The organism is Vibrio syngnathi (genome assembly GCF_002119525.1).
Classification (GTDB): Bacteria; Pseudomonadota; Gammaproteobacteria; order Enterobacterales; family Vibrionaceae; genus Vibrio; species Vibrio syngnathi.
The window spans coordinates 122519-137303 of sequence record NZ_CP017916.1 but is presented as its reverse complement, the minus strand read 5'-3'; the positions used below and the strand labels follow the sequence as shown (position 1 = coordinate 137303).

The following is a 14785-nucleotide window of genomic DNA, read 5'->3' as shown; positions in this document are numbered from 1 at the left end:
ATTCTCTACCGATTTCGCAGCGTGACTTTCGTCTCACTCCTTGTCGGTGATGCGGCATTATAGAGAGTTCGATATAGAGCACAAGAGCTTTTTAAAATAAAAGTTTTGTTCGCCTAAAAAGCCACCACATCCGCATTTTTCGAATAAAAACTAAACATTTGAGACGTATCACAGCAATACATTGGCAAAATGGAAGCCATGAACGTAAGATTCATGTGTCTATTTTGTTAATGGTAGATGCGTATATTTCGTTTATTAATATGTAGTATTCCGATATGAACTCAAAAAAATCGATGTTGTTAATTGTCGCGCTAGCTGTATTGGGCGGCATTGTTTTCTCTCAGGTAGATATATCGCCTGCAATTACCTTTATCCTTGGTGTCTTGGCTTCCGCTTTTGTTGTTAATTTTTCAAGCACCAACTCAAAATCAGAGTCAGAACCTAAGGCTTCAACAAAAACACTTTATGTGGGTAACCTTCCATACAAAGCGAATGAATCACATGTACGTGAATTGTTCTCTGAATATGGTGAAGTATTTGCTGTACGTTTAATGAAAGACAAACGTACTGGTAAAAGAAGAGGTTTTGGATTTGTTGTTATGGCAAGTAATGATGTAAATCATGCTATTTCAGAACTTAACGATAAAGATTACATGCAACGTACTTTAAAAGTACGCGTTGCAAACGATCCTAAACATCCAGAAACGGACGAAGCTGAGCTGAGCTAAACCCTAACTGCTTCAGCATACTATTTAGTGCACTTTCTTTTTTAGGAAGTGCACTACAAAAAGCCTCACGCACTCCCCCTTCTTCAGTACTGCTCTCTAAATCCAATAAATCTTGAACCCGCTTAGCAATAGCCCTACCTGAATCAATCAACATCACGTTTTTACCTAGCACTTGCTGAATCTCTGATTTGATCAGTGGAAAATGAGTGCACCCTAAAACAGCCACATCAATTGTGTTGATCATTGGTTGAAGGATTTGCTGCAGCTCTTCAAGGTTAATCGCCTCACCTCTGAGTTTATCTTCGGCCATATCCACCAGCTGAGTCGAACCTAAAAGCTCAACTCTTTTATTACTAGAGAAGTTTTTGATGAGCTCGTGTGTGTATTCACGAGTAATCGTTGCGGGTGTTGCTATAAGACCAACGGCTTTATTGGCAAGTAGGGATGCAGGCTTGATTGCCGGAACAACCCCGACAATAGGGATTCGGTTATTAGCTCGAAGTGTAGGTAACACAATCGTACTTGCGGTATTACAGGCTATCACCACAATATCAATAGTGTGGCTAGCCACAAAACTGGCAACGATGCTTTGAACTCTGTGGATAAGGACTTGCTGATCGAGCTCACCGTATGGGTAAGCCTCATTATCGAATACATAAGTATAGTTATGATTCGGTAGTAACTGGCTTATCTCTTTATATACGGACAGACCGCCAACTCCAGAATCAAAGATCAATATGTTTTTTTGCATGCTTTCCGACACAACGATTACCTATAATAAGTTTCGCTGCAATGATACTCCTTCGCTTAGTTTTCGCCAATCCTCACTCTATATAATGCAAGCTTGATAACGTTGATGAACAAAGCGCTCACCTTGCTCTACATTTTCTAGCTCTATCTTGAGCTTACCTTTAAAGCATGGCGCTGACGTCACTAAGGTGTGGAACTCACCATCTTCGCCACATGGATCGATATGACTCGGTAAGCTGCCTATTAGCTCAAGTGTGTATTCTTTCCCGCAATAGCTCATGTCTAATGCATCGCTATCGACCGTGACGAGAAAGGTTTCGATTCCTCTGTCGACTATTTCATTAGCTAATGCCTGACTACTCTCCCCCATAAGAGGAAACACACACTCCCAACCTGCAGGTTCTATATAGCTTCTTCGGTAATCAGCAATACCATTGCAAAACATGTCTCCAAACGCGACCGCATCGATTGATAAGCCAGAATCTTTAAGTACCGAGACAATCGTACTTTGGTAAACCTCATTACTGGGGAAGACTTCCGGTAGCTCAATCATAATTAATGGTAAACCGATCAATCGAGCTTGCATTACAACTACCTCAATAGGAGTTACTTGGAAAGGAACTTCATCTCCAACATGTGTAGTATAGAGAGCAACAACTTCGTACTCGTTGCTTTCAAGTAGACGCTCTAACGCTAAGGTAGAGTCTTTTCCTGACGACCAACTTATGACGACTTTCTTTTTCATTGATATATCCAATAAGAAAAAACCGCCCGAAGGCGGTTTAGTTGTTAATTAGAACTGGTAGTCAGCGTTTATAAAGAAACTTCTTTCTTGTGTTTCATACCCTTTAGCTAACGTGTAATCTTTATCAAAAAGGTTGGCAATACGCCCTCTCATTGTGAAATGATCCGTCACAAAGTAGCTCGCAGCTATATCTACTAGCGAGTACTCATCTAACTCAACATTGCCGCTATCCATACGTTTACCTTGATATAAATAACTCAAGTCCGCCTGCCAGTTGTCCGCAAAATACGTCACGTTCCACTTAGCATTTTGTTTCGCTCTACGTAAAAGTTGAGACCCATCGCTTTTATCTGTCGGGTCCATAAAGTCAAGGCTAACTTGGTGAGAGAAACTTCCTGTATCGAATTCTCCCGATAGCTCTAAGCCTTTAATTTCAGCGACACCAATGTTTTTTGATGGCCATCCAACTATCATGTTTTTAATATCATTTTTGTAAGCCGACACTCTCCAATCAACTAATGATTGATGGGCTTCGAATGCGACTTCATAGTTTTTTGACTCTTCAGGCTTCAGTGTTGGTACACCTGAGCCCGGCCAATATAGTTGATTAAATGTCGGTGCTTTAAATGCCGTACCAGCATTAGCCGTCACGCGATAATTAGCTGCTAGCCAATATCCTAAACCCGCTTGCCATGTAGTATTCTTGCCATAGCGTTGGTTATCGTCACCGCGTAAAGCTAATTCAGCTTGTACGGTTTGGTTGTCATAAAAGCCACTAACATATAGCGAGTTATTCGTACGAGATTTCTCGGCATAGTCTTTTGAGGACTCTGATACGTCATCTTTAGACCAATCAAGGCCCGCACCAATAGAAACTTCATTGTTCACAGCGAATAAATTTGTGAAAGCAACGGCCTGGTGATCCGTTTGATAAGTACTTTTGTAGTAATAATCTTTACTAGAATCTTGAGCTTTACTTAAAGAAAAGTTGCTCGACAACGTTTCTCCAGTATAACTAAGACGGCCTATTGCACTGTAAAGTGTCTGATCTTTTTTAGCATTTTTCGGATCGTACTCTGTTTCACCATCCGAGTAAGTAGAATTAAACTTAAGCTTAAACTCGTCATTCAGTTTATGAGTTATCGCAAGCGCTAGCTCAGTCACTTCATGTCCATCTGCGTCTTGATCACCTGCTGAGTTTTGAACAGAAAACCCATCAGTCTCTGCTCGCTTTACAGCTACAGAACCACTTGTAGAGTCTGTAATATTACCAGACACTGCCACACTGCCTTTTTTGTATGAATCAGATCCAAACCCTACGCTAACTTTTGCTTCTGAACTTGATGTGTCTGTAATAATATTAATTACACCACCAATCGCATCGGCTCCATAAATTGCAGCTCGAGGACCACGCACAAACTCAATGCGCTGAACACCAACTAGTGGAATAGCAGCAAAATTTGCTCCTCCTGATGTTGCACTTGCTGTTTTCACGCCATCAATCAGTACTAAGATGTGGTCAGAGTTAGTACCTCTAACAAAAACACTCTGCTTTTGTCCGTAACCACCGTTGCTCGCTACCTGAATACCAGGTAAACGACGTAGTACTTCGTAAATATCATTAGCTTGAATCGCTTCAATCTCTGATCGAGTAACAACTACAACAGGTAGCGTGGTACTTTGAGTGCTTTGCTCAAAACGGTTAGCCGTAACGACCATGGTTTCGTCAGTAGATGCTTCTTGTGCTTGTAAATTGGAGATAGGTGAAAGCAGCGATGCTACAGTAACCGCTAAAAGGGATTTGTTCATGTTGTGATCCTAAATCGCGTAAAGTCCTACCAAACCACATTATGTGGCTTGGCCGCTGGCAGGTATTCGGACTCAAGAGCACAACCTTTCGGTTACCTAATATTCGACTTCCCACAAAATGCTATTTGCAGTGTCTATGAATACTCGTTCTCTTTTACCGCTGCGCGTCAGTTCTGGATTCCCACCAGATTCCCTTTCAGCCATCTATACATCTAGATAGCACCAGCTTGCAAAGATGTTATTAAGCTATCTTTCTTTTGTCCAGTCAATATTCAAATTTTCCGTGCTACAAAACTTTAGTGATATTACATTGCTATTATTTACGAACGATCTTTTACTCATTGTTAGGACAACACTGGACATAGTGCTGAGATTGAATAAAATCTGCGCTCTTGATTTAAAAGCACGACAGCAAAAGGCATAACAATGGCGAATTTAGAAGTAAACCCGCAACGCTACCAAGAGCAACTCGTAGAAAAGACTGAACGTCTTACTGAAATGTTCTCAGAATATAATGTGCCTGAGCTGGAAGTGTATGAATCTCCAGAGCAACACTACCGCATGCGTGCTGAATTCCGTGTGTGGCATGAAGGTGACGATATGTATTACGTCATGTTCAATCAAGAAACTAAAGAAAAATACCGCGTAGACCAGTTCCCAGCGGCTAGCCGCCTGATCAACGATCTAATGCCTCTCTTAACGGATGCAATGAAAGACAACCATTCTCTGCGCCATAAGCTCTTCCAAGTCGATTTCCTTTCGACTTTAAGTGGTGAAATTTTGGTATCACTGCTTTACCACCGTCAATTGGATGAACAGTGGATTCAAGATGCTAAAGCACTTAAGCAGCAATTAAACGATGAAGGTTTTAATCTAAACCTGATTGGCCGTGCTCGTAAGATGAAAATCGTACTGGATCGCGACTACGTCATTGAAAAACTAGATGTGAATGGTGATAGCTACATCTACCAGCAAGTAGAAAACAGCTTTACTCAACCAAACGGCAAAGTAGCAGAGAAAATGTTGGAATGGGCTGTCGACTGCACTCAAGACAGCAAAGGCGACTTGCTTGAGCTTTACTGTGGTAACGGTAACTTCTCACTAGCACTGGCACAGAACTTCGAACGTGTACTGGCAACAGAACTAGCGAAGCCGTCAGTAGAGTCCGCGCAATACAACATCGCGGCGAACAAGATTGAAAATGTTCAGATCATCCGCATGTCTGCAGAAGACTTTACCGTAGCAATGGAAGGCAAGCGTGAATTCCGTCGCCTACAACAAGCAAACATCGATCTGAAGAGCTACAACTGCAACACTATTTTTGTTGATCCACCACGTTCAGGTATGGATGTGGATACTTGTAAGATGGTTCAAGGTTACGAGCGCATCATGTACATCTCTTGTAACCCTGAGACATTGAAAGAGAACCTAGATATTCTAAGCGAAACGCACGATATCACTCGTTTTGCTCTATTTGACCAGTTCCCTTACACGCACCACATGGAGGCTGGTGTATTCCTAGAGCGTAAAGCGTAAGCCTCGATCTCTAGGTCAACGTTGAAGCTAAACAGCAGATACAAAAAAACGAGCCAATTGGCTCGTTTTTTTATTTATACGTTGGTTTAAGCGGTTTTACCGATAAAGCCAAGCTTCTTACCTACCCAAGCGAGCAGTAGCATCGCGACGATAATCGCAAAGAAGTTTGACCCGGCATCAGGGTGCTGTGCTTTCACAAAAGCCGAGTGGCCAAATGCACCTACAAAGAAACAAGCTAAACCCACTAACGGAATATCTTCAGATACTGGATTTGTTAGGTATTCTTGGTATAGCGCTTGTACAGCCAACACTAAAGCAATCAGCGGGAAAATAGAGAAGCCCACTTCGCTCATTGTTACCCAAGATAACAGTGCGTCACCACACACACCTGCTACAACAGCAAGTACGAGTGTCTTTCTTTCAGAACCACGGTTTACAGTATTATTTTCATTCGACATTATTCAATCCCGCCTTTTAATCGGTTACGTTCACGTTCTTTACGATACCAAAAAGCTCCTTTGGCCATCATTCGCAATTGCATGATCAAACGCTCAGCCAATTCATCTCGCTGACGTCGATCTAAATCTAATGCTTCTGCCCCTGAGTTAAAAACCAAGATGACGGAGGCTTCCGCTTGAGTAAAAGCTTCGTCTCTTGTCATTCCTGTTGTGATTAAATATTCGGTTAACTCAGCAGAGAAGTGCTGTATCTCACGAGCTACCGCGGCACGAAACTCAAATGAGGTTCCTGAGCGCTCCCGCAATAACAGTCTGAATACGTTTGGACTGCTTTCAATGAATTCCATAAAGGTTTCAACCGATGTGCGAATCACGCTGCCTTCTTTTACTATGCGTTGCCTAGCTTGACGCATCAACTGACGCAATAATAAGCCACCTTCATCAACCATAGTTAAGCCAAGCTCATCCATGTCTTTGAAGTGACGATAAAAGGAAGTCGGAGCTATTCCAGCCTCACGAGCGACTTCTCTCAAGCTTAGATTAGAAAAACTACGATCGGCACTGAGTTGGCTAAATGCCGCATCGATTAAGCTACGACGAGTCTTTTCTTTTTGCTGTGCGCGAATGCCCATTGGTTTCATACTTTATCAACATCTTCTTTTACAGCCTAAACAGGCATGTCTAATACTCTATCCAATATAACGCGAATCACTTACTTATATAAGGCACTCTGGTTATATAAGACACTAAACACACCTCTTTGTTCACGTATCAAAGTAAATACGTTCAAAGAAAACATTTCAATATCCGCACCGTCATTTGGAGACATACGACATACCAAATATTATTTTTTCAGTAGCATGACGTGATCTCACCGACTCTCTGATGCCCTTTTCATGTACCCAAGAACAGAATCAGTTAAAATCTCGCTAAAGCAATGTTAATCAAATATAACAAGGAAGATATCTATGCCACACTCCAACCACTTTGATGTAATCGTAATTGGTAGTGGCCCCGGAGGAGAAGGGGCAGCGATGGGGTTAACCAAAGCAGGGTTGAACGTTGCAATCATTGAAAAAGAGAGCAGCGTTGGTGGTGGTTGTACCCACTGGGGGACTATTCCTTCCAAAGCACTGCGTCATGCCGTAAGCCGTATAATTGAATTCAACAGTAACCCTCTGTTTTGTCAGAACAACAAAAGTATCCACTCAACATTTTCCAATATTCTGGGACATGCTAAATCGGTCATAGACAAACAGACTCGCTTGCGCCAAGGTTTCTACGATCGCAACCAATGCACGTTAGTCTTCGGTACTGCACGTTTTATCGATACCCACACCATATCTGTAATGCAAAGCGACGGTACTGAAGAACACTACAGCGCAGACAAATTTGTTATCGCGACAGGTTCTCGCCCTTATCAACCAGACAATGTCGACTTCCTGCATGAACGTGTCTACGACAGCGACTCGATTCTTTCTCTGAAACACGATCCTCAGCACATCATCATCTATGGTGCTGGTGTTATCGGCTGTGAATATGCCTCTATATTTCGCGGCTTAGGCGTTAAAACCGATCTCATTAATACTCGCGATCGCCTGTTGTCCTTCTTAGATAACGAAACCTCGGATGCTCTGTCTTATCACTTCTGGAACAGCGGCGTTGTTATTCGTAACGATGAGACCTTTGAGAAAATTGAAGGCACTGATGACGGCGTAATCATTCACCTAGAGTCAGGTAAGAAAATGCGTGCCGATTGCCTACTGTATGCCAATGGTCGAACGGGTAATACTGATAAACTGAACCTTGGTGCGGTTGGCTTAGAAGCGGACTCTCGCGGACAAGTATCAGTCAACAGCAACTACCAAACCAGTGTTGAACATGTTTACGCTGTCGGTGATGTGATTGGGTATCCTAGCCTAGCAAGTGCTGCTTATGACCAAGGTCGATTCGTGGCTCAAGCCGTGGTGAAAGGTGAAGCAGAACGACACCTTATCGAAGACATCCCAACAGGTATCTATACTATTCCTGAGATCAGCTCTGTCGGAAAAACAGAACAAGAGCTTACCGCGGCTAAAGTACCTTATGAAGTGGGACGATCTTCATTCAAGCACTTAGCTCGTGCTCAAATCGCAGGTAAAGATATTGGTAGCTTGAAGATACTTTTCCATCGTGAAACTAAAGAGATTTTAGGTATCCACGTGTTTGGTGAGCGTGCTGCTGAGATCATCCACATCGGTCAGGCAATCATGGAACAGAAAGGTGAAGCTAACACCATCGAGTACTTTGTGAATACCACATTTAACTACCCAACGATGGCCGAAGCGTATCGCGTAGCAGCGCTTAACGGACTTAACCGTTTGTTCTAAACAAAGAACCAATAGAGCTATTTGACCACCTGAAGGCCAAATACATAAGCAGCAAGCCATGAGCTTGCTGTTTTCATTTAAACTACTGAATTATATATCTATGCGAGTAATTAGAACATGATAGTCTAAATACCTTTTTATCTGCACAGCTTCTATTTATCGCCCCCTGAACTAATCTATCTAAGCTAAGCGAGAAACTCACCTTTCTTCCACTGAGAAATAAATAAAACACCGAGACCGATGCCACGCATCGCCATAAAGCTCAACATAGCTAACCACAGCGCATGGTTCTCTAAACCTGATGCTAAATAGAAAATCATGAAGAAACTGCAGGTAGCCACAAACATACTATTGCGCATATCCTTGCCCTTGGTTGCCCCAACGAAAATACCATCCAGCAAGAAGCACCACATAGAAACGAGCGGCATCGCAATCAACCACGGTAGGTAAACTTCAGCCTGAGTCTTCACTTCTGGGATGGTGGTGATCATATGAATCAAGCTAGACCCAGCAATCGCGAACGCTATGGTCAGTACCAAACAAATATTGAAGCTCCAGAAGAAAGTGCCAATCAAAGACTGATTTAACTCTTCTTTATCTTTCGCGCCAATCGCCTTTCCGACCATAGCTTCCATTGCATAAGCAAAACCATCCATCCCATAAGAGATGATCATCAAGAAACTCATCAATACCGCATTGGCCGCCACAACATCATCACCAAAGCTTGCGCCTTGGAAGGTCATAAAAGTGAAAGTCGCTTGTAGGCATAATGAACGAAGAAAGATATCGCGATTCAGTTTTACGAAACGACTCAAACCTTGGCTGGTTCTCTTAAGCAGATCCCATGGCGATGGTAACTGCTTTCTCAACCAGATTCGGTAAATACAAATCAGGCCAAATGTTAGACCGGCATAATCAGCCATTACAGATGCCAATGCTGCACCTTCCACTTGCCATTCTAAACCGATAACAAAAACGATATCCAAAACGATATTGGTGACATTGGTGATGATCACCATCCACATTGGCGCTTTGGCATTTTGAGTCCCGAGTAGCCAACCTAAAATTACAAAGTTAGTCAGCGCAGCAGGTGCACTCCAAGCGCGGATAGAGAAGTACTGTAGGCCATAATGTTTGACTTGCTCACTGGCACTGCTCAATGAGAAAACCGCATCCGCAACCAAGCTGTGCAATAGTAAAAATACACCTGCAAAGCCTAAAGCCATGGTCACGCCTTGCACGAAAACTAAGCCAAGCTGCTTGCCATCGTCCGCACCATAAGATTGTGCGGCTAGACCAGTCGTCGACATCCGTAAGAAACCGAGCAGCCAAAAGGTCACGCTGATCATTGTGCCACCCAGCGCCACACCACCTAAATACCAAGAATGTTCCAGATGACCGATAACCGCAGCATCGACTAAGCCCAACAGTGGAACCGTAATATTGGAAAGAACCATCGGGATCGCGAGCAACAGCACTTTTTTGTGCATCGCCTGATTGGATAAAGTTTGAAAAATGGTTTGGGGATTAAATAACTTCACGATCACCTCTTAGATTAGAGGCGATAGTTTAACCTAGTGAGTGGGCTTTCACTATGTTGTGGAATTTTACTTATAGCGGCTATGTACTCAGCACTTCGAAATACAGAGTCTCTAGAATTACCATTTAACTAGTACTAATTGCGGCGTTAAACGCTTTTTGACCTGAGAGATCTTACAAAGGAGTCGTTGCCACAACTTCCAACGATTACACTGCTGGTCAAGTGGAGAAAACGCTTTTACCCATTGAGCCCATGGCAGCCAATTAAGAACGCTGTCTATCGGAGAAGATAAGCCATGTGCATACTTTCCAGAACCGAGTTTTTGCCCCAGAGCACTAGAGCTTTTATCCCCAGCTAACACTAAACATGCATGTGCGTGGGTAAAATAACGGCTCAAAGACTGAATAAAGTTCGCCGTCTGTTGTTCATTGCAATCCAGTAGAGCATGTTCACACACCACCATCACCGAAGCTTGTTCTGGAATATTAAGTTCATCCAACCAAGTCAGGTCATCCACCGAACCACACTCTAAACGGTAGCGTTCATTCTTGTGGAACAGGCGTTGTCTCCAAACTAGATTCTCGGTTACATCCAATTCAACCCAGTGACAACGGCCGTTATCTAAACGGTAGAAACGGGTATCGAGGCCTGCCCCAACATTGATAATCCAAGCTTCTGGGTTGTGAGATAGAAATTGTTGAACTTGAGCGTCACAAAGTTGAGTCAGTGTTGCGTAGAGAAGTTGTTGCTGATCGAGTTCGCCAGTCAGACATTCAGGTGCGAGTTGGCAACGCTTGCAGGCTTGCGCTGCGATAGGGTCATAAACGAGACCATCATCGGCTAAGCTTTCTCGACTGCGAAACCAAAGGTGTTGAACAAGGTTCGTCGGGACTTGGAATTCTTGATGCGCCGACCCTTGATCAGAAGAAGCCTTTTGAACAGAAGATCGCGGCTTAGGAATAAGCGGCTTCATTTGAGGTTTGGTTGGATTTGGCATCATCATCTTCCTTGTATCTCGACAAAGAAGATGATAATGAATATCAATTACAATAACAAGTTATTGAGAGTAAATATCAATAAGCTGTTTGCACTGACTACATCCAGTCGGTGTTACGAATAATACCAACCGCAAGTCCTTCAATAGACAAGTGTTGAGATTCTAGATCGACATGGATAGGAGAAAACTCTTCATTTTCAGCGTGTAACAGCACCGTTGAACCTTTACGTTCTAGGCGTTTTACCGTTACATCATCATCGACACGAGCCACGACAACCTGACCATCGCGTACATCTTGTGTTTTATGAACAGCCAGTAAATCGCCATCCATAATACCGATGTCTTTCATACTTTCGCCATTTACACGAAGTAAGAAGTCGGCTTGTGGTTTAAACATGCCAGGGTCAACTTGGTAATGCATTTCTACATGCTCTTGGGCCAGAATAGGCTCACCAGCGGCAACTTGACCAATCAAGGGTAAACCTTGTTCTTCGTTCGCTGCGTCTTCAAGCAAAATACGAATACCACGAGACGCGCCCGGGATAATCTCAATTGCTTCTTTGCGAGCAAGTGCTTTTAAATGTTCTTCTGCAGCATTTGCAGAACGGAAGCCAAGTTCACGTGCGATTTCTGCACGAGTCGGTGGCATACCGCAATCTTCGATCTTACTTTTGATAAGGTCAAAAACTTGTTGCTGGCGGGGCGTTAACGGCTTCATGATTCACCTGTCTTTTTATACAGTTGACTGTGAGTATATCCAGTAACTGAACAAAAGCAAAGCAATTGGTTGTTTTTAGTTCATTTTTAGCGAATTACAAAAACAAGATCTCTAGCCACACATAACCTGCAAGTGCCAAGCAGATGAAAACCGCGGCCGAACCGACATCTTTCGCCATCCCAGAAAGCTCATGATGTTCACTACCAATTCGGTCAACGACCGCTTCAATCGCGGTATTGATCAACTCAACAACCATCACCAACACAACTGCTGAAATCATCAAGATTCGCTCAACTTGGCTTACATCTAAGTAAAACGCCAACGGAATAAGCACCGTCGCCATGAAGACTTCTTGTCGAAATGCAGCCTCGTTTTTAAACGAACTCGTGATGCCTTGCCATGAAAAGCCCGCCGCTTTGACGATACGTTTGAATCCGGTGTTTGATTTTTTGGTCATTTTAAACCCTATACTCAATCAGTCGATGAATGATTTTCCACAAACTTAACGGCAATATGACTATTTCCATTAAAAGGTTAGACCAGTTTCTGGTATTCTTGCATCGATTAAATTTACGCCTAGGCTTATCCCTATTTCACTCATAGGATTTATCCTTTCATTATAGAAATAGAGATACGCTTGAGCACATTGAAATAACTATTGAGGCAGTGAACCTATATGTCTTCTGGACAATCTTTTTCACGTTCATTAATGAAGCTACCTTTATCCCTATTGGTAAAGAGCACATCAATCCCTTCAAACCCCATAGAGGATTTGAACATTGATTTGAGCAAACCGATTGTATACGCCTTACCGTTTCGCTCTAGTGTCGACATTCTTACATTGCAAAAACATGCACTTGAATTAGGGTTGCCTGATCCGTTGAGCAAGCTTGAAATCAATGGCAAATCACTGCAACGCTACGTTTTTATCTCTTCTCGCAAAACTCTACTGCAAGACGATGATTATGTACCAAGCTCATCAATTGAAGTCTTCTCTGAGCTGCTTTCACTGCATGCTGAAGACTCTGAACTCGACGTTCAAGTTATCCCTGCCACGGTATTGTGGGGGCGTAAACCTGGTAAAGAAAATAACCAGAAGCCTTACCTACAAGCAATGAATGGCTTAGAGAAATCAAAAGCGGTATTGCTAGCAGGTCGTGACTGCCTAGTTCGCTTTAGCCCAGTGGTATCTCTACGATACATGGCTAACTCACACGGCACCGACAGCACCATCGCGCATAAACTGGCGCGCGTGGCACGTATTCACTTTTCTCGCCAAAAATTGGCGGCATCAGGCCCGAACCTGCCAAGCCGCCAAGCTCTGTTTGATCGCCTACTAAAATCAGAAGCGATCAAAAAAGCGATTGAAGACGAAGCACAAGCAAAAAACATTTCGATCGAGAAAGCGAGCAAAGAAGCTCAAGACATCATGGACGAGATTGCTGCGAACTTCTCTTACTCACTAATCAAACGCGGTGAGAAGATTCTTGGTTGGTTGTGGAATAAGTTGTACCAAGGCCTGCATATTAGCAACGCTTCAACCGTTCGTAAGCTCGCTCAAGACGGCCACGAAATTGTTTACGTGCCTTGTCACCGCAGCCACATGGATTACTTACTGCTTTCTTATGTGCTTTATCATGAAGGCATGGTTCCTCCGCACATCGCTGCAGGTATTAACCTCAACTTCTTCCCTGCCGGCCCTATTTTCCGTCACGGAGGTGCGTTCTTTATTCGTCGTAGTTTCAAAGGCAACAAGTTGTACTCGACGATTTTCCGTGAATACCTAGCCGAACTGTTCGCTAAAGGTTACTCAGTAGAGTACTTCAGTGAAGGTGGTCGTTCTCGTACGGGTCGTCTATTGCAGGCGAAAACCGGCATGCTAGCGATGACAATCCAAGCAATGCTGCGCGGCATGAACCGTCCGGTGACTTTGGTTCCTGTATACATCGGCTATGAGCACGTAATGGAAGTCGCGACCTACGCGAAAGAACTTCGTGGTAAGCGTAAAGAGAAAGAAAACGCGAGCCTAGTGATTCGTACCATTCGTAAGCTGCGTAACTTTGGTAAAGGCTACGTCAACTTTGGTGAGCCGATTCAGCTTAACCAATATCTGAACGAGCACGCTCCAGAGTGGACTAAAGATATCGATCCAATGGGAACCAGTAAGCCACAATGGATGAATCCAGTGGTTAATGACCTAGCAACCAAAATGATGACACACATTAACGATGCGGCAGCGACCAACGCACTAACACTTTGTGCAACGGCGTTACTGGCTTCAAGACAGCGTGCATTGTCTCGTGATTCTTTGATTTCTCAGATCAACTGCTACCTGTCTCTGCTTAAGAATGTGCCTTATTCAGATACATTCACAGTGCCTAAAGACAGCGCTGAAGATTTAGTAAAACACGCAGAGTCATTGAACAAGTTCTTAATTGAATCCGACACGATGGGTGACATCATTTCGCTAGACCGTCACCAATCGATTCTGATGACCTACTACCGTAATAACATCATTCATTTGTTTGCTCTACCATCATTAATCGCTCAAATGACCATTCGTCAGCACGGCCTAACGATTGATTCGATTCAAAAGAATGTTGCTGCAATCTACCCGTTCTTGAAGAAAGAGCTGTTCTTAAGCTACGACGAAGTTCAACTTGAAAGCGTGGTGGCGAACATCATTGAAGAACTTGTTAGCCAAGGTCTGCTTGTTGTGTCGAACAACCAAGTAACGATCAACCAGTCAAACAGCCAAGCACTGATGCTACTAGGCCGCACGATTTCAGAAACTCTCCAGCGCTACTCGATTGCTTTGAACCTATTGACAGAGAATCCTGATCTAGATAAGTCAGACCTTGAGCAGAAAAGCCAAGACATCGCACAGCGACTGGGTCGCCTACAAGGCATCAACGCACCAGAGTTCTTCGATAAAGGCGTGTTTGCGTCGATGTTCGCAACTCTGAAACAGCAGCAATATCTGGATAACGATGGTAACTGTGATTTAGAAAAGACTCAGCAATTCGCTAAACTTCTCTACTCAATGCTTTACCCTGAAGTACGCTTGACGATTCAAGAGAGTATCCACCAAGCAGAATAATCTCTTGGTTAGCATTCACTTTAATCACTAGACTG

Annotated in this window: 13 protein-coding genes and 1 riboswitch; of the genes, 4 read left to right on the top strand and 9 right to left on the bottom strand. The window is 43.3% G+C overall.

What is annotated here, in order from left to right:
* The first annotated feature begins 275 nt into the window (after nucleotides 1-275).
* Nucleotides 276-728, top strand: coding sequence for an RNA recognition motif domain-containing protein (locus K08M4_RS00670; RefSeq protein ID WP_009848258.1), 453 nt, complete (start codon nucleotides 276-278; stop codon nucleotides 726-728).
* On the opposite strand, the gene murI is transcribed toward K08M4_RS00670, so the two are convergent.
* From murI to K08M4_RS00655, 3 genes are read right to left on the bottom strand one after another with little or no spacing between them, the layout of a single operon-like run.
* A complete protein-coding gene (gene murI, locus K08M4_RS00665; protein WP_086048559.1) occupies nucleotides 691-1497 on the bottom strand; it encodes a glutamate racemase in 807 nt (268 codons plus the stop codon). The two genes, K08M4_RS00670 and murI, sit on opposite strands and share 38 nt — an antisense overlap.
* A gap of 60 nt (nucleotides 1498-1557) precedes the next feature.
* Complete coding sequence (locus K08M4_RS00660; protein ID WP_086048558.1) at nucleotides 1558-2223, bottom strand: Dph6-related ATP pyrophosphatase; 666 nt, start codon at nucleotides 2221-2223, stop codon at nucleotides 1558-1560.
* 48 nt (nucleotides 2224-2271) lie between these two features.
* Nucleotides 2272-4032 (bottom strand): TonB-dependent receptor domain-containing protein, encoded by a 1761-nt coding sequence (locus K08M4_RS00655; protein ID WP_086048557.1) that lies wholly within the window; start codon nucleotides 4030-4032, stop codon nucleotides 2272-2274.
* Between the two features lie 40 nt (nucleotides 4033-4072).
* Nucleotides 4073-4274, bottom strand: a riboswitch (cobalamin riboswitch).
* 184 nt (nucleotides 4275-4458) lie between these two features.
* Here K08M4_RS00655 and trmA point away from each other — a divergent pair.
* Nucleotides 4459-5568 (top strand): tRNA (uridine(54)-C5)-methyltransferase TrmA, encoded by a 1110-nt coding sequence (gene trmA / locus K08M4_RS00645; protein ID WP_086048555.1) that lies wholly within the window; start codon nucleotides 4459-4461, stop codon nucleotides 5566-5568.
* A gap of 86 nt (nucleotides 5569-5654) precedes the next feature.
* Here the strand turns inward: trmA and K08M4_RS00640 are convergent, their stop codons facing one another.
* Both K08M4_RS00640 and fabR read right to left on the bottom strand, forming a co-directional pair.
* The gene (locus tag K08M4_RS00640; RefSeq protein WP_004736696.1) at nucleotides 5655-6026 is read right to left on the bottom strand and encodes a YijD family membrane protein; all 372 of its coding nucleotides are present in this window, start codon (nucleotides 6024-6026) and stop codon (nucleotides 5655-5657) included.
* Nucleotides 6026-6667 carry an HTH-type transcriptional repressor FabR gene (gene fabR / locus K08M4_RS00635; RefSeq protein WP_010438693.1) on the bottom strand — a complete coding sequence of 214 codons (642 nt, stop codon included), beginning with the start codon at nucleotides 6665-6667 and terminating at the stop codon, nucleotides 6026-6028. The genes K08M4_RS00640 and fabR overlap by 1 nt, the downstream gene beginning before the upstream one ends.
* 327 nt (nucleotides 6668-6994) lie before the next feature.
* On the opposite strand from fabR, the gene sthA reads away from it, so the two are divergent.
* A complete protein-coding gene (gene sthA / locus K08M4_RS00625) occupies nucleotides 6995-8395 on the top strand; it encodes a Si-specific NAD(P)(+) transhydrogenase (protein ID WP_086048554.1) in 1401 nt (466 codons plus the stop codon).
* A gap of 185 nt (nucleotides 8396-8580) precedes the next feature.
* Here the strand turns inward: sthA and dinF are convergent, their stop codons facing one another.
* From dinF to K08M4_RS00605, 4 genes are all read right to left on the bottom strand, one after another.
* On the bottom strand, nucleotides 8581-9936 hold the full coding sequence (gene dinF / locus K08M4_RS00620) for an MATE family efflux transporter DinF (protein WP_198299302.1): 1356 nt from the start codon (nucleotides 9934-9936) through the stop codon (nucleotides 8581-8583).
* A 117-nt stretch (nucleotides 9937-10053) separates the two neighbouring features.
* On the bottom strand, nucleotides 10054-10932 hold the full coding sequence (locus K08M4_RS00615; protein ID WP_086048553.1) for a class I SAM-dependent methyltransferase: 879 nt from the start codon (nucleotides 10930-10932) through the stop codon (nucleotides 10054-10056).
* A gap of 97 nt (nucleotides 10933-11029) precedes the next feature.
* The gene (lexA, locus tag K08M4_RS00610; protein WP_009848249.1) at nucleotides 11030-11650 is read right to left on the bottom strand and encodes a transcriptional repressor LexA; all 621 of its coding nucleotides are present in this window, start codon (nucleotides 11648-11650) and stop codon (nucleotides 11030-11032) included.
* A gap of 94 nt (nucleotides 11651-11744) precedes the next feature.
* Nucleotides 11745-12107 (bottom strand): diacylglycerol kinase, encoded by a 363-nt coding sequence (locus K08M4_RS00605; RefSeq protein ID WP_086048552.1) that lies wholly within the window; start codon nucleotides 12105-12107, stop codon nucleotides 11745-11747.
* Between the two features lie 219 nt (nucleotides 12108-12326).
* Between K08M4_RS00605 and plsB the strand changes: the two genes are divergently transcribed.
* On the top strand, nucleotides 12327-14750 hold the full coding sequence (plsB, locus tag K08M4_RS00600) for a glycerol-3-phosphate 1-O-acyltransferase PlsB (RefSeq protein WP_086048551.1): 2424 nt from the start codon (nucleotides 12327-12329) through the stop codon (nucleotides 14748-14750).
* Nucleotides 14751-14785: the final 35 nt, after the last annotated feature.